Annotated in this window: 8 protein-coding genes; 4 read left to right on the top strand and 4 right to left on the bottom strand. The window is 48.0% G+C overall.

Annotated features, from left to right (window positions below):
* Nucleotides 1-198: 198 nt before the first annotated feature.
* Nucleotides 199-2,025: an O-antigen ligase family protein gene (locus NQ564_RS17435; RefSeq protein ID WP_008153092.1), complete on the top strand. Its 1,827-nt coding sequence runs from the start codon at nucleotides 199-201 to the stop codon at nucleotides 2,023-2,025.
* A gap of 76 nt (nucleotides 2,026-2,101) precedes the next feature.
* On the opposite strand, the gene NQ564_RS17430 is transcribed toward NQ564_RS17435, so the two are convergent.
* The gene (locus NQ564_RS17430) at nucleotides 2,102-3,931 is read right to left on the bottom strand and encodes a heparinase II/III domain-containing protein (RefSeq protein ID WP_008153093.1); all 1,830 of its coding nucleotides are present in this window, start codon (nucleotides 3,929-3,931) and stop codon (nucleotides 2,102-2,104) included.
* A gap of 535 nt (nucleotides 3,932-4,466) precedes the next feature.
* On the opposite strand from NQ564_RS17430, the gene carB reads away from it, so the two are divergent.
* The 3 genes from carB to NQ564_RS17415 all read left to right on the top strand — a co-directional run bounded on the left by carB (nucleotide 4,467) and on the right by NQ564_RS17415 (nucleotide 11,511).
* A complete protein-coding gene (gene carB, locus NQ564_RS17425; RefSeq protein WP_008153095.1) occupies nucleotides 4,467-7,685 on the top strand; it encodes a carbamoyl-phosphate synthase (glutamine-hydrolyzing) large subunit in 3,219 nt (1,072 codons plus the stop codon).
* A gap of 195 nt (nucleotides 7,686-7,880) precedes the next feature.
* On the top strand, nucleotides 7,881-9,938 hold the full coding sequence (locus NQ564_RS17420) for a hypothetical protein (RefSeq protein WP_021862152.1): 2,058 nt from the start codon (nucleotides 7,881-7,883) through the stop codon (nucleotides 9,936-9,938).
* A gap of 196 nt (nucleotides 9,939-10,134) precedes the next feature.
* Complete coding sequence (locus tag NQ564_RS17415; protein WP_008153098.1) at nucleotides 10,135-11,511, top strand: NAD(P)/FAD-dependent oxidoreductase; 1,377 nt, start codon at nucleotides 10,135-10,137, stop codon at nucleotides 11,509-11,511.
* Nucleotides 11,512-11,592: 81 nt separating this feature from the next.
* Here the strand turns inward: NQ564_RS17415 and NQ564_RS17410 are convergent, their stop codons facing one another.
* The 3 genes from NQ564_RS17410 to NQ564_RS17400 all read right to left on the bottom strand — a co-directional run bounded on the left by NQ564_RS17410 (nucleotide 11,593) and on the right by NQ564_RS17400 (nucleotide 17,270).
* The gene (locus NQ564_RS17410; protein WP_008153100.1) at nucleotides 11,593-14,376 is read right to left on the bottom strand and encodes an FAD-binding and (Fe-S)-binding domain-containing protein; all 2,784 of its coding nucleotides are present in this window, start codon (nucleotides 14,374-14,376) and stop codon (nucleotides 11,593-11,595) included.
* 366 nt (nucleotides 14,377-14,742) lie between these two features.
* On the bottom strand, nucleotides 14,743-15,861 hold the full coding sequence (locus NQ564_RS17405; RefSeq protein WP_008154031.1) for an ABC transporter substrate-binding protein: 1,119 nt from the start codon (nucleotides 15,859-15,861) through the stop codon (nucleotides 14,743-14,745).
* 2 nt (nucleotides 15,862-15,863) lie between these two features.
* The gene (locus tag NQ564_RS17400; protein ID WP_008153105.1) at nucleotides 15,864-17,270 is read right to left on the bottom strand and encodes a DUF5074 domain-containing protein; all 1,407 of its coding nucleotides are present in this window, start codon (nucleotides 17,268-17,270) and stop codon (nucleotides 15,864-15,866) included.
* Nucleotides 17,271-17,275 lie beyond the last annotated feature (5 nt).

The raw sequence follows: 17,275 nt of genomic DNA, 5'->3' as shown, positions 1-17,275 counted from the left end.
ACCTCTTTAGGCCTGTTCCAATCTTTCTTTCCAAAAGGAAAACACACAGGCTTCTCTTTCTGTTTAAATAGGGTATACTTGCATCGGTCCATTTCCTTGCCATCTATTTGGCAATGCCTGACAGATAAGCTGTGAGAAGGTCTCTGCCTCTCAACCCACAGAACGCAGAGTTTTTTTCACATTTTAATAAATATAATTATGAATAATTTTTTTAGTTATCTGAGATTACTTTTACTCGCAACGAGTGGAATGTTACTATTGTGTATAATCTTCGCCATGAATCCGGAATTAGCAGACAGCACGCTGTCCGGAAAAGTTTGCTGGTTTCATTTCACATCTCTCTTATTAGCCGGTGGGGTTCTACTTATGGAATTTACAACAAGGAAAAGCCGTTTTATCTTTTCATTACCGGACGCCTTATTGTTGCTCCTATTCGGTATCGTACTGGTTTCTTACGACAAAGACGAGAATCTTCAACCGGAACGTTTCCTTTTCATCGCCCAGCTAGTCGCCCTCTGGTTTATGCTCAGAGGCGCTTTACAGGCACACCAGGAATTACGCCCGTTTTTCATTACGATCATCATATTCACCGGAATCGTTCCAGCCATCTGGGGGATCAGCCATTCTATCGATCCTGCTCCCATCACCCATCCGGTCTTCAGACTGCTTGAAACATCGCTGAAACCGGAACCTTTCTACGGCTATATCGCGGTCATTTTCCCGGTCTGCCTGAATACGTTACTCCGTTTTAAGAATTGTGACAAAGTCGCTTTGTGGGAATCCCGTACCTTCCTGTTCTATTTTTCTATTCTCGGAGCTACTTTGATTATCACGGCCTTACTCTTCAAAACCGACCAACCCGTATGGATGGCTGCCATCCTTTCCGGGATCTGGGTTTGCTGGATGAAGATGATCGGATGGAAACAGACGAAAGAAGCCATACAGAAACATATCCAACTGTTCGCCATCTCTTCGATTATCCTGTTTGTTATCATCGCGGCAATCATCCTAGTCGGAAATATCCAAAAAGCCCAGGCTGGAGACCGCCGGCTTTTGATCTGGAATATCACGACGCAGGCCATCATGGAACATCCGGTAACCGGCACGGGCATAGGCGGCTTTCCTGCCACATACGCAAAGGGACAATCCGCCTATTTCGAAACCGCTACCGCCTCTTCCAAAGAAAAACAGACCGCAACCTGTCCCCGGTATGCATACAACGAATATCTGCAGATAGGACTTGAGTTAGGTATTACAGGCTTGCTACTCTTTATCTTTTGGTTGGCATTTTCTCTCTATTACGGTATCAGACACAGACAAATAGGAGCATCCGGCGGAATTCTGGCGCTCGGAATCTTCGCCCTTTATTCCTATCCGCTCCAACTCCCGACCTATTGGGTCCTGCTCTTATTCCTGACTGTCATATGTGTGACCAATCCGAAGCACGACAAGCAACGGGCACAGAGGAGCATCCCGTATATCAGCGCCATCGCTGCCGCCCTCACCTGCATTCTTTTCTATGGACAGAAAGATACCTACTATAGCTATAAGGAATGGAAGACGCTTCAGGAATTATATCACGATCAGGCATACGAACAAGCAGCCAGCCGATATACCGACCTATTTGTCCAGTTATACCACCGGACAGATTTCCTATACGAAGGAGCAGAATGTTTCTATAAGACCGGGCAGCACGATATTGCCATCAAGTGGTTGGACAGGGCTTTAAAGCTAAGTGCGGCTCCCGAACTGTACTATGCAATTGCAGAAAACGAAGAGGCGATCAAGCAATACCGGAAAGCAGAAAGTTACCTACTGGAAATCAGTCGAATCCTGCCAGAACACGGATATACCTACTTCTTGCTCGCCAAACTGTATACGCACCCCTCTTTTTCACATCCGGACAAATTCCATAAGGCTGCCAAAAGGTTTCTCGCCTTCCAGCCCAGTACACAAAACAACATAACGAAGGAGATGAAAGAGGAAATATTGCAAATCATCAGGAACTGGGATTTCGGTAAATAACAAACAGGAATTGAAGCATACCGATATGCCCATTCACCGGTATTGTCGTACCCCGGCATATCGGTACATTCATATATTATTCCACAACCGGAACCAGACGCACTTTCAAAGTTTCTTTCCGACCGGCTTTCACATCAGCATCAAAAACAATCCGGACGGAACCGGGATTCGGAGCATCGTAGCTGTGAGACGGAACATTATCGACCACCGAAAATATAGCAGCCGAAGGGCTGTCGATAATCACATGTAATTTCTTACCTTCTTTCGTCAACTCCATCGTGTGAGGATCGAGCAACTTAGGAGTGGCGGATGTGACCATTGTCCACCGGACGGAAGCCGGTTTGCCGGCAGCCTGCACCTGATCCGTTACCTGCAAATACCGCTCCTTCACAAGCACGACCTCGCGTGTCGCTTTTTTCAGACTACCGCCGAACAGTGAAGTCATATCCAAACTGGCCCCTAACCGTGCATCTTTCGTATAGGTAGCAAGGATCGGGACCGTTCCTTTTACCTGGTGTTTCTCTCCGTTCACCGTCAACGTATTATGTACAAAGTTATTATAGCGGAAGACATCCCAACGTTGCCCGTCCTGATTACCGTTCCACAAACGCACCCCCTCCTTTTCCAGCGAATAATACTCCTGCATACCCAAATCTTGCGCCCAGCGTACTCCCAGAGCTTCGAACACAAATGAGCCGGCATCCATATGGGCATGGTTGGCCGAAGCCGTTCCTCCTTTTATCCCGACATAAAAACCTTCTCCTTTGTCCCATCCGGTACGGATCAGGGCTACAGGCACTTTTCCATGTCCAGTCCAGATTTTCGAGACAGGCGGCGTCACTTCTTTCATATCGAAACGGGAACCATAGATCAGGATAATCGGCAAGAAACGCTCTTCCTCCGCAGTAAAATGCGTATCCTCGCGTGTCAGGAATATTTTTTCGTTCCAGAGCAAGGAAGGATCGCCCAATTTGGATGCATACCAAAACATGGCTGGAAAAGATTGAGTCGTTTCGCGTGCATCACTGAAATTGAAGGCAAGACCGGTCGTCCCCGCCATATACTGCATGAAGCGGGCCGAAGGCATAAAGCCCTCCACCGTACTCAGCCCACCGTCCGAACCGAGAGCCGATTCCAGCGCAGCGATCAACATCACGTTGAAACTCGTCCCATATCCCCAATAATTATATCCTTCCGGATAGTTGCCGTCAGGGGCATACACTTTCATCGACAGGGGGACAGACGACATAGCCCGTTCGATGACAGCAGCCGCCTCCTTGCCATCCGAGTCCAAAAGGGCAAGGGCTCCATATACCAAACCGGTATTGCAAACCTGGTTCCAGTTGTTTTCCGCTTTCAGAAACCAGTTATATTGTTTGTCGTTCGACGGAGCAAAACCTTTCTGAAGAATCGATTCACGTGCCAATCTCCTTGTCTCCGGAGACAGCTTATCGAACAGCCAGTCATAGCCGATCGCAACCGCCATCGTCATCTCGCCGACATCCAGAAAATGAGACGGGTTCCAGTCGTCAAACGAGCAGACAGACACCATCTCCTGCTCGGCACGCAGACGGTATTTATCTTCGCCGGTCATCCGATACACAAATGAAAGGTCGAAAATACGCTTCAACGCTTCACGGGAAACGGCCAACAGACGGCGTCCCTCTTTCTTATACGTCAGCGTCGGGCAGACCAACAACTGGTCGGCTTCTCCGACAATCTGATTATAGACGCGCTGCATTTCGGGATTATCTTTCAGGCTTTCCCGTATCTGCCGTTCCTCGCCCTGCTTCATCAACAAGCGGGGATGGCCGCTCACCCGATCATAATCAAAAGTCTGGGCGGCAAGACGGGTGCCGGCACACAGAAGGAAACAAGTAAAAATGAGATAAAGCGTCTTATTCATAATATCAGAATTATTTGAATGATTGATGAGGTAAAGATAGGAAAATAAAATTATCAAAACGATACCTCTATCCCATCTAATTTGAATTAGTAGGGCATCTTTTGGAAATTACCCGCAAGGGTAATATTTTTTAACATTCTATTTGATAGTAAATACCCTGATTAGGTTGTCAAAATGACAATTAGTAAAAGATAGTCGGAAAAGAATCTTTTGACGCGATTGTCCTATTGGCCTAAAGGGTGTTTTTCAAAAAAGAGACAGTCTGAACCTCTTGCATATTTAAAATATAAGCCTTATCTTTGCCGAAATTTTGAAGATAGAGTTTCATGACACAGAAGGCACATAAGGATAATCCAGCATACTTTTCCGGTTATATGTCGGACAATGAAGCTCATTTCTTTATTTTAAAGGATTATCATTTGGTTATATAGGATGCGTTAGTTATTTTTACTAACGCATTTTTTTTGTGCCTTATGATCTCGTAAGACAATTATAACATTCTATAAAATCAATAAATTAAACAACCCAAATTACTATGTCGAAAAGTGGTATCAAAAAGGTGATTGTTCTGGGCTCGGGTGCCCTGAAGATCGGACAAGCCGGAGAATTTGACTACTCTGGCTCACAAGCATTGAAGGCGCTGAAAGAAGAAGGAATCAGCACCGTATTGCTCAATCCGAACATTGCAACCATTCAAACATCAGAAGGGGTAGCCGACAAGGTGTATTTCCTGCCGATCACTCCTTATTTTGTTGAAGAAGTGATCAAAAAAGAACAACCGGACGGTATCCTGCTGGCTTTTGGCGGACAGACTGCCCTGAACTGCGGAACCGAACTGTATACCAGCGGAACACTGGCCAAATATGGTGTAAAAGTACTGGGAACTTCGGTCGAAGCAATCATGTACACAGAAGACCGCGACCTGTTTGTTAAGAAACTTGACGAGATAGCAGTAAAAACTCCGGTCAGCCACGCTGTCGAAAACCTGGAAGACGCCGTAAAGGCGGCTTACGAGATCGGTTTCCCGGTTATGATCCGTTCCGCATACGCATTGGGCGGTATGGGTAGCGGTATCTGCAAGGACGAGGCCGAACTGCGTTCGCTGGCAGAAAGTGCTTTCGCCTATTCTCCCCAGGTATTGGTGGAAGAATCGCTGAAAGGCTGGAAGGAAATCGAATTTGAAGTAATCCGCGACAAGAACGACCACTGCTTCACGGTCGTAAGCATGGAAAATGTGGACCCGTTAGGCGTACATACCGGCGAAAGTATCGTTGTCGCTCCTACCTGTTCACTGACAGACAAAGAACTGGATCTGCTGAAAGAACTTTCAACCAAGACGATCCGCCATTTAGGTATCGTCGGCGAATGTAACATCCAGTACGCATTCAACTCCGAGACTTGTGACTACCGCGTGATCGAAGTAAACGCCCGCCTGAGCCGTTCTTCCGCACTTGCCTCCAAAGCGAGCGGTTATCCGCTGGCATTCGTGGCAGCCAAGTTGGCGCTGGGTTACAGCCTTGACGAAATCGGCGAAATGGGAACCCCCAACTCCGCCTATAAAGCACCGGAAGTAGACTACATGATCGTGAAGATCCCGCGTTGGGACTTGACCAAGTTCGTCGGTGTAAGCCGTCTGATCGGTTCGAGCATGAAGTCTGTCGGCGAGATCATGTCGATCGGTAAGAGCTTCGAGGAAATCATGCAGAAAGGTCTGCGCATGATCGGACAGGGCATGCACGGCTTCGTCGGCAATAACGACGTGGAATTCGACAACCTGGACGACGCACTGGCCAACCCGACCGACTTGCGTATTTTCGCCGTAGCCAAAGCGCTTGAAGAAGGCTACACGGTAGACCGCATACACGAACTATCCAAAATCACCCCGTGGTTCCTGGAAAAACTGAAAAACATCGTAGACTATACGAAAGTACTGTCTGCCTACAATAAGATCGAGGATCTGCCGGAAGATGTGCTGAAGGAAGCAAAACGCCTGGGATTCTCCGACTTCCAGATCGCCCGCTATGTTGAAAATCCGGAAGGCAACATGGAAAAGGAAAACATCCGCGTGCGTAACCTGCGTAAGAAATTAGGTATCCTACCGAGCGTAAAACGCATCAATACGATCGCCTCGGAACATCCCGAACTGACGAACTACTTGTATATGACATACGACGGTAGCCAGCACGATATCTCTTACTATCCGAACGACAAGAGTGTCGTGATCTTAGGTTCGGGAGCTTATCGCATCGGTTCTTCCGTAGAGTTCGACTGGTGTTCGGTGAATGCCGCACAGACAGCCCGCAAGTTAGGCTACAAATCCATCATGATCAACTACAACCCGGAAACGGTTTCCACCGATTATGATATGTGCGACCGCCTGTACTTCGACGAACTGTCGTTCGAACGTGTACTCGACGTCATGGACTTAGAACTGCCGAAGGGCGTAATCGTGTCCGTAGGCGGACAGATCCCGAACAACCTTGCCATGAAGCTGTACCGTCAAAACGTCCCAGTATTAGGCACTTCGCCGCTGTCGATCGACCGTGCCGAAAACCGTCATAAATTCTCCGCGATGCTGGATACGTTAGGTATCGACCAGCCGCGTTGGGCCGAGTTGACCAGCATGGAAGAGATCGACGCCTTTATCGCAAAGGTAGGTTTCCCGATTCTGATCCGTCCGTCTTACGTGCTTTCCGGCGCAGCCATGAACGTATGCCACAACAAGGAACAGATGATCGAATTCCTGAACCTGGCAGCCAAGGTTTCCAAAGAATATCCGGTAGTCGTTTCCGAATTCCTGCAGGGAGCGAAAGAGATCGAATTCGACGCGGTAGCCATGAACGGCGAAGTGGTTGAATATGCCATCTCCGAACATATCGAGTTTGCCGGTGTTCACTCCGGTGACGCGACATTGGTATTCCCGGCACAGAAGATCTACTTCGAAACAGCCCGCCGCATCAAGAAGGTCAGCAAGATGATCGCCAAAGAGTTGAATATCAGCGGACCGTTCAACATCCAGTTCCTAGCCAAGAACAACGACGTGAAGGTAATCGAATGTAACCTGCGTGCATCCCGCAGCTTCCCGTTCGTATCCAAAGTTCTGAAACGCAACTTTATCGAAACGGCTACCCGTATCATGCTCGATGCTCCTTACACCAAACCGGACAAGAGCGCATTCGACATCGACTGGATCGGCGTGAAGGCTTCGCAGTTCTCATTCGCCCGTCTACACAAGGCTGACCCTGTACTGGGCGTAGATATGAGCTCTACAGGTGAAGTAGGTTGTATCGGCGACGACTTCGACGAAGCACTGCTTTCTGCCATGATGGCTGTCGGAAACAGAATCCCACAGAAGAACGTGTTAGTCTCTTCCGGTGCCGCCAAGAGCAAAGCCGAACTGCTGGAACCTTGCCACATGCTGGCAGCCAAAGGTTACAACATCTACGGAACAGCCGGAACAGCTAAATTCCTGAATGAAAACGGTATCCCTGCGACAGCTGTTTGCTGGCCGGACGAACAGGGCGACCTGAACATTATGGATATGTTCAGCCAGCACGTGTTCGAACTGGTTGTCAACATACCGAAGGACCACAGCAAGCGCGAGCTGACCAACGGCTACAAGATCCGTCGTGCGGCGATCGATCACAACATTCCGTTGATCACCAACGCCCGTTTGGCAAGTGCCTTCATCAGCGCTTTCTGCAATATGGATGAAAAAGGCATCCAGATTAAGAGCTGGCAGGAATACAAATAAATAAGAATTTAAGTATATTTGCAGCACAATTCAGGGAGGTGTGTCAAAACTATCCTGTTCCCGCGCTTGACGCGGGATCGCATTAAAACCGGCCCTATAAAAATCTGATTGATAAGGTCTGTCCTTTTGCGGCCCCGCATCAAGCGCGAGGACAAGGAGATTTTGACACACCTCCCTTTTATTCATAATAGACCTATGTACAGACTGCTGATCATTCTCATTTCTTTCCTGTTCACGGTACATACCGTGTGCGCGTCAGTAGCCATTCCCTATGTATTCGTAAAAAATTATACGGTCGACGATTATAAGGCGAGTTGCCAGAACTGGGGCTTTTCGCTAACACCCGACGGTATGCTGTATGTCGCCAACAATTCCGGCCTGCTTGCTTTCGATGGCAATACCTGGAGGCTCTATTCACTGCCGGGACAGGAAGAGGTGACCGGCGTAACCAACTACAACGACACGATTTACACCCGTAACGAGACGATGCTGGGAAGCTGGACATACGACAAGGACGGAACCCTTCGATACCGCCCGCTAAACATGGTTCCGCCAGAAGTCCGCTTCACCCCACCAGCCGTTGAAACACCTTTTACTTTACCCAAAGAAATACAAGACGCACAACCAAGCGCCTTTGCGACCAACGGAACGCTCTTTTTCATCGGCACCCTGACACAAGGATTATATATCACGGATTCCGACGGTACGATCCTGCAACATCTGTCTCTGCAGAACCAGCTACAAGACAACATCGTCCGCTTTATCTGCGTACAAGACACACGACAAATCTGGGTGGCGCTCGACAACGGATTATCACAAATCTCTTTCGATCCCCCAATCACCTTATTAGGGAAAAGAAGCGCGATCGGCAAACTGGCGAATGCCGGATTGGATGGCGAAGAATTGTATATCCAGACCAACCTCGGTTATTTCAAACGCTCATTAGGAGCCACAAGTCCTTTCGTTCCCGTAAACGAAGCCGAAGCACAACCTTATCTCAAAACCGACAAAGCCCCCGTACCGGACGTCAAGCAATTATTCCGGAACACGGAAGCATTGGGAATATTCGCCCAAGCCGGACTCGTTTACCCGGCCGGTGACGACCTCTACTGGCTTTCCATCGGAAACGAAGCCGGATTGTTTCACGTGGCAGACGGCATCGGGACATTGAAATGCCGCCTGCTCTTCGACAATTACAATATGAACCTCGTGACGAGGGGCAAACGGATCATCCCTTTAAACGATTCGCTGGTCTTGGTCTCCGCCATGCAAGGGGCTTTATTGATCAACATCCGGGAACTGATCGGCAACAGTCTGGGCAGCACTCCCCTGAAGATTTCGGGACTTGAATATGTCGATGCTTCCGGCATCCATCGCCTGCCGATCAACACGCAGCACATTTCTCTCCCACACGACTTCCAGGAATTCAATGTCTGGGCAGGCACCACAATATTCACCTCCAACCACCAGATCAGTTACAAGATCGAAGGCGTATCTTCGGACTGGTCTGCCTGGCAACACGACGGGAAAATCACTTTCCTGCAATTACCGGAAGGGAGGTATGAATTAAAAGTCCGCAAATATGTCATCAAGGGGCCCTATCCCGAACTCACACTCCCCATCGAAGTCCGTCCTCCCTGGTATAACACCGTATGGGCGTGGCTGGTCTATATCGCACTCGTCTGGTTCCTCGTGCAGGCCGTGCTCCGCTACAACCTGAGAAACCTGCATAAGGAAGAACAGGAAAAAGCCGAAGCCGAACGGCAGGCCGAACAACAGCAGATGCAGCTCATAAAAAACCAGATGCTCGAAGCCGAGCTGCAAAACAAAAATAACGAGCTGACACTCCAGACTACAGCCCTTGTCAAACGCAACCAGGCCGTCCAAAGCCTGTTGGAAGAACTGGAAAAGCAGAAGGAGACGCTGGGTGAACGTTATCCGAACAAACTCTACATCCGCATGAAAACTTTGATGGAAGAGACTTTGAACAACCAGGCGGACTGGGTACTGTTTGAAAGCTATTTCAACAGTACGCACCAGAATTTCATGGACCGCCTCAGGCAGCGATACAGTGATCTCACGACAGGCGATCTCCGCATCTGCTGTCTGCTCCGCATGAATCTCTCCACGAAGGAAATCGCGTCCCTCATGAACGTATCCGTACGGGCGATAGAGCTGCGTCGATACCGTTTGAGGAAACGTTTGGAGCTGGAAGGGGATACGAATCTTGTCGATTTCCTAATGGGCTTCTGAAAATATTTTCTCAGAAACACACATCTTATATGTAATTATATACCAACTAATTATACACAACATAAAAGAACATGAGAAAGTAATGTTGTAGTATTTCTTTCCACTCAAAACACTTGCGCAAGCTATGTAGTAGTCCTTTCTTTGTACGCCCCTGCGGATTATCTTTTCTTTGTGACTAAAATCTAATTTTTTAGACATGATGAAACACGAACTGGAAGATCAATTAAAGGCGTTTGAGAAGAAAGGTATCGACCGCCGCCACTTTTTCAAACTGATGGCAATGGCCGGGTTGCTGACCGCTGCAAGTACACAAAAGGCAAAAGCATTTTCAAGCAAAGCCAAAGGTAAAATTGTAATTATCGGCGGAGGTGCTGCCGGTATCAGTATGGCTGCCCGTTTAAAGAGCTGGTTGGACAAGCCGGATATCACTTTGATCGATCCCAGTGACCGTCAGTTTTATCAACCGGGCTTCACCCTGATCGCATCGGGTGTGTACCAACCGGATGATGTCTGGAGAAAGCAGGAGGACTGTATGCCCAGCGATATCAAATGGATTAAAGATTCTGTTGCCGCCGTCGATCCCGTATGGAATCAGGTAACAACTAAAAATAACGGAAAGATCGCCTACGACTTCCTGGTCTTGACTCCCGGAATCCAAATCAACTGGGAAAAGGTGGAAGGTATCACGCAAGCGACACTTGGACAAGGAAACGCCCATAGCATCTACGACTTCGAAGGTGCACAAAAGACTTGGAAAGCCATACAGGAATTCTCCAAGACAGGCGGACGTGGAATCTACACAGATACTTATACCAAGCACAAATGCGGGGGTGCTCCCAAGAAAATTTGCTTGTTGACAGAACATTATACCCGCAAGCAGGGTACACGCGAGACAGTGGACCTGAATTTTTACACTGCATCCAAAGAACTGTATGACGTGCCGTTTTTCACTCCCCGCTTGTTGGAAATCTACAAGGAGCGCAACATTCCTATCAACTTGAATGTACGCGTGAAAGGCGTAGACACGGCTGCCAAGCAGGTTCATTTCGAGAAAATCGAAACAGTGGGCGATCAGAAAGTCTACACGCCGTTTGTAGAAGATTATGACTTCCTGCATTTCACGCCGCCGATGTCTGCTCCCGATTTCGTAAAAGAAGCCGGCCTGGGATGGACGGAAGGAAAATTGGCCGCCGATGCCTGGGTGATGGTAGACAAAGAAACGCTGGTACACAAGACATATCCGAATATCGTTTCCTTAGGAGACGTAGCCGGAATTCCGACCAGCAAGACATCCGCCGCCATCCGCAAGCAGGTGCCTATCGCCGCCAAGAACCTGATTTCGCTGATGGAAGGCAAAGAGCCGGCAGAGAAATACGACGGATATGCCGCCTGCCCGATCGTAACGGACTACGGGCATGTACTCCTGTGCGAGTTCGACTATAAGAAAGAAGCGAAAAATTCGTTCCCGTTCACGATGCTTGACACATCGAAGGAACTTTGGGCTGCATGGCTGTTGAAAGTTTATTTCCTGAAACCCATGTATTTCTACGGAATGTTGAACGGCTGGGCATGATAACCTAAACAACTCCCTATAATAAAAATGCCAAACTGAAAATCCCCCGACTCGCTTGTAAGAGTACGGGGGGATTTTATTTTAAAGCTCTTCCTTCTTCCGGGTAACCTTGTCCACCAGATAAACAATCGACTTATAAGAGATGCCGCTGTTCATCGTCAGACCGATTTCACAGGTCCGGCTGTTACTGTACCCTTCGGTGGCCTCTTCCAGGCTTGTGGGCAACATCCGCAGAGCGGAAGCGTTCAGTTCGGGATAGAAGAAACCCCGGTCACCCGCCCATCCGCAACAAGTCACCTCCATCGGCGAAACGACTTTGGCGGCACACATGCCGGCAAGTGCCTGCAACTTGGCTGTCACTCCCATTTTCGTAGTGCTGCACGTGCTATGGACGGCAACTGTAATAGGCAGAGGGCTGAACTCCAACCGGTCCAGCATGAAGTCATAAATAAATTCGACCGGTTCATAAAGGTGCAACCGCTTATCCAGCGTCTCACGCATATGGAGTAGGCAAGGACTCATATCGCAAAGAATCGGCAAAGCTCCGTTGTCACTGATTTTCAGCAAGGCCTCGTTCAGTTCGTCCTCCTTCTCTTTGGCCTGCCGGCGGAAACCTTTGCTGCTGAAAGCCATACCACAACACAGACGGTGGATATTTTCCGGATAACGGATGGCGAATCCGGCCTTATGAAGCAGGGAAATCGTCTTTTCCGTCACTCCCGCTTTATCATCATAATCAGCAGAAGGCCCCATCGTACGGGTAATGCAGGAAGGGAAATAGACCATTTCGGGCTGTCCCGGAAGCCGTGTTTCGGTCGTATAATCAAGTTTGCGAGCCCCTGACGGCGTATACCGCGTCCAGAGCGGAAAACGATGACCACTGATCCGGAACAAGCCACGCGTAATTCCTTCCATCGTTCCATAACCGATCACTTTGGAAACACCATGCGCAAAGGAAAGCATAGGACGCAACGCATTCGTGACCGAATCCATGTCTTTCGCAATAAAAGAAGCGATTCGTTCCGCAGCCTTCCCGTTCTCTTTCCATCGTAGTTCCTTTATCAGCAAACCGGTATTGATGCCGACCGGACAAGCCGTTCCACAAAGACCGTCCGTAGCGCACGTTTCATTCCCCTTGTATTGAAAAGCTTTTTTTAGTCCGGCATAACGGGGAGTACCTGTCTCACCCCTTTCCGCCATCGCCGACAAGGTACGGTAAATCACGATACGCTGACGGGGCGTGATCGTCAGGTTACGTGCCGGACATTGTACTTCGCAGAAACCACATTCGATGCAACGGTCTATCAGATCGTTTGCCAGCGGCATCCGCTTGAGGTTCTTGATGAACACTTGCGGATCGTCGTTGATCAGCACACCAGGGTTCAACAGGTTCTGTGGATCCAACAGCTTCTTGATATCTTTCATCAACAGGTAGATATCGTCTCCCCATTCCTGGCGGACAAACGGAGCCATATTGCGCCCCGTCCCGTGTTCGGCTTTCAGGCTACCGTCATGGCGAAGCACCGTGTCGGTCAGTTCCTGCATAAAGGCGGCATACCCCTCCACCCCTTCCGAGCGGTTGACATCCGGGAAAATAGTGAAATGAACATTTCCATCTAACAGATGTCCCCACATCACAGCATCGGGATAATGGTGTCTGGCAAGCACCTCGCGTACATCGGTCAGGGCGTCTCCCAAGACATCTCCCCGGAAAGCAATATCTTCTATAATGGACACCGTCCCCCGCGGACGTCCTGCCGCAGCCGAAGTAAACAGGCCGCTCCTGACACGCCAGTAAGTGGCATACAACTCCGGATCGGTGGTAAAAGAAACCGGGTAAAGTGTATGTACGGATGAAAGCTTCTCTTCAATCTCGGCAAACTGCTTTTGTAGCGTCTGTTTGTCATTGGCAGAGGTATCGATCAAGAGGGCGACCGCCTCATCCGGCAAAGTCCGGAGCGTTTCAGGCATCCCCGGCTCGTTCTCGACAGCACGGAGGGCATTGCGGTCCATCAATTCTGCAGCCGAAACACTGCACTCGCGAAGCGGTAGAATAGATTGGCAAGCTTCGCGGATAGAGGGAAAGTAAAGCAAAGCCGAAGCTTTCAGTTTCAGGTCAGGGACTGTCTCAAAGGTCACTTCCGAAATAAAACCGAGCGTTCCCTCCGAACCGATCATCAGATGCATCAGGATATCGACCGGATCGTCATAGTCGACCAACGAATTAACTCCGTACCCGCAAGTATTCTTCAGTTCGTATTTATGACGTATGCGGGCCTCCATCTCCGGATTTTGCTTCACCCTTTCCCGGAGTGCAAGCAAACCGTCCACCCATTCGGGATGGCTCTCGACAAAATGTCTCCGGCTTTCGGCCGAAGCGGTATCGAGCAAAGTTCCGTCCGTCAGGATCAAACGCATACTGCGGACCGTATGATAGGAATTATAGGTAATACCATAACTTGAACCACTGGCATTGTTGGCCACGATCCCACTGATACGGGCCGATTTGATGGAAGCCGGACTCGGTCCCAACTTCCTCCCGTAACGTTTCAACAGCCGGTTGGCATGATCGCCGGTAATCCCGCAAGGAAAAGTAGCCGACCGTCCGTCTTCCGAAATCTTTATCTTCCCGAAATCGGGACCGATCTCCACGAGGACGGAGTCCGTAATGGTCTGCCCCGACAATGATGTACCTCCTGCTTTAAAAGTCAAAGGCTTACCGGTAACCCGGCACTCGGCCAGGATTTCCTGCACTTCTTCTTCACTGTTTACGATCTCTACTCTTTCCGGGATCAGCCGGTACAAGCCGGCATCCGTTCCTTTTGCCAATGTGGTAAGCGCATCAGTATACGATTTCCTTTTCATAAATATGTTTTCTTAGATAAAGACAAAGATATAAATAGAAACAACATAGCAAGGCATTATCCCTCGGTATAAAATGAAGAATTATTGATTCATTAGCACCAATCAATAAGGAGAAAAGCTGCAAGACACTACAACGGGAGTCATACCTTTGTTCTTGCTTGCCAATTGTAGAACACTTGTAAAATCATTGACAAACAAGCGTCCCAGATATGTAAAACAAGCATTTCACATCACACAGGGGTATCCAAATCCCCTTATCTCCAAGATTGACACGAGTCTATAAAAAATCCCTCATCTGCGATTTACTATGCAACAAGCACATATATAGTCAGATAAAGGATTATTTTTCAAAAATTTTTATTGTAATCAGTCCTGCATCTTCCGATAATAACGAGGAGTATAACCAGGCAGCGATTCCGGATGGAAAACCCAGATCAAGTCCTTCAACAAGTAATCGGGATGCAAAGGGAATTCCTCATAATAAGGGACAAGCCCCGTATTACAGGAATAGATCCGACGGTTCTTAAAGGCGTCGAAGTTTTCGTACGGCGTATATTCGGCACGCAGATCATCGTAGGTCATGTCTTCGGACCGATTATATTTAATCAGCCACATATCGGCATGGATAGCCTGGTCGAGCACTGTCTCGAAAGCCAAAGGTGTACTTCCGGCTCCGGGGAGTTCCTTGAAAACATAATCGGCTCCAGCATCGGCATACAGATTGGCGATATAACTTTCTCCCGCCGGCATAAACCAGGAAGAACCGAACTTCTTTTCGGAGATAACGGTCGGACGAGGCATATCGGCCGTGATCAACCGTTTCAGATCGAGATAGTTTTTCTCCGTATTCCTGAAAATAGAATCGGCCAACGCCTCCTTACCGAACAACATCCCGTAGAAACGAATCCATTCGGTACGTCCCAAAGGTAGCGACTCCATATAATCGGCCCCTTCGATAATGGGGATTCCCAGTTTCTCGACAGGTCCGTAGCCGCTATTCTGGAAAGGAGAAACGATCACAAGCTCGGCGCCTTTGTCAATCATCAGTTCCACATTAGGGGCAGTCGCCTCTCCCATATCGGCAATCCGTCCAGCTTTCAGCCCTTCCCGGATAGCAGGGGTGTCCATATAACGAGGCTCGCAAACACCTATGATCCGCCCTGTCTCACCTAACTGGTCGATAATAGCCGCATGCACCGATGTATAAACCACGACATTCTGCGCCGGAACCTGCACGACCGTCCCTTTCGGGAGATTTCCGGGAACAGGCCGTTCCCGGTCAACCAAAAGATACCGTTGCAACAGACGTGTGCTGTCCCACGGATCGCTCACTTCAACAGCCGTATAACCATCGAAATGATGCACTGTAAAACCTTGGGCGTAGCGAATGGTGTCGGAGGAGAGGGATTCTTCGGAATGGGAACTCTGCCTCATATTACAACTTAACGTGAGGCAGAGTAAAAGGAAAGAAGCAAGCAACTTCATTTTTATCGTTTTACAAATACAGCCTTAACAGGATTTAAACCAACTTCAAACTGGAATAACTTCTTACCACTCGCATCAAATGCATACACATCGCCATTCGTCTTATAATCGGAAGCAGTAATATAAATATAACCGGTCGTCGGATCAGCTCCGATTTTATAAGGTTTATCAATAGAGGTTCCATCCGTGATAAAGTTATCTGAAATAACCTTCTCATTTATTGCATCATAAGAAATAAATGAGATAACCTGGTTCCAGTTTGCATCATACTGTGAATAGATCATGTAAAGCTTATCACCGACAGAAGCCATTTCTGTCGCATTCGTTTCCGTAATAGTCGTGACTTCATCCGTCTCGCTATCGATACGTTGGAAAGTATTCGGAATAGCACCGTAATCACCCATAGAAACCAAATAAACATCTCCCTGGTTGTCTGTCACCAAGTTTACAGGATTTGTTACCACTTCGATCTTCTTCGTCTCTTGGAAAGATGTTAAATCGACAACAGATACAGTCTTATCATACCCAACCGGAGTATTATAATCCAAACCACCGGAATTCGCCACATATAATTTATTATTGGCAACTACCAATTGCTCCGGATTACGGCCAACTTTTACTTTCTGTTCGATTTCTAAAGATGCCGTATCCAAACGGGCTACATAACCATCATACAAGGACACATATACTTTTCCTTCATTAGCTGTAAAGAAACGAGGTAATAAGGCATCACCACTCGATTTGATCTGTTTGATAGATTTACCACTCAAGTCTGTCACTTCGATAATGCTGGAACCATAAACAGCTATATACATTTTAGAACCATATACAATCATATCGTTAGCCGTGTCACCCAATCCTCTTTCATTCACGTTCATGAAAGTATCAACAGTCATCGTCAACGTATTCAGATTGAAACATGAAAGGCCAGCATTGTTGCTCCCCATCTTTCCACTATTCAGAAAATAGATACCACCATTATCTACAGGTTCTGGCTCCGGCTCCGGGCTGTCCGGTGTGAGGTCCTGGATTTTCACACTTGCCAAAGCCTCTGATTCTCCCTGTGCATTACATGTAACCACTATAATATATGTATCGGCAGTTACACTGGTTTCAATAGCATAGCTGTTTGTTCCGACTTCAACTTCACCCAATTTCGTATCTCTACCCTTTCCATCGGCAGACAGATAAATAACATATTTAGTGATATTGGATACATTTTCCGGGGCAGTCCATTTCAATGTACCTTTAATTACTCCTTCAACCTGATCCGTATCTGTAAAAGTGACCCCAGTCACAACTTCTGTCGGAACAGTAAGCTGATTTTCATCTTCATCCTTACATCCTGTAAAGACAAAAGACATCAGTGCACATAGGACTGAAACAAAAAAAATACTTTTCTTCTTCATACTAT

The organism is Parabacteroides johnsonii DSM 18315, from assembly GCF_025151045.1.
Taxonomy (GTDB): domain Bacteria; phylum Bacteroidota; class Bacteroidia; order Bacteroidales; family Tannerellaceae; genus Parabacteroides; species Parabacteroides johnsonii.
Note: the sequence above shows the minus strand (reverse complement) of the source record. Positions and strands in the feature narration are given on the sequence as shown.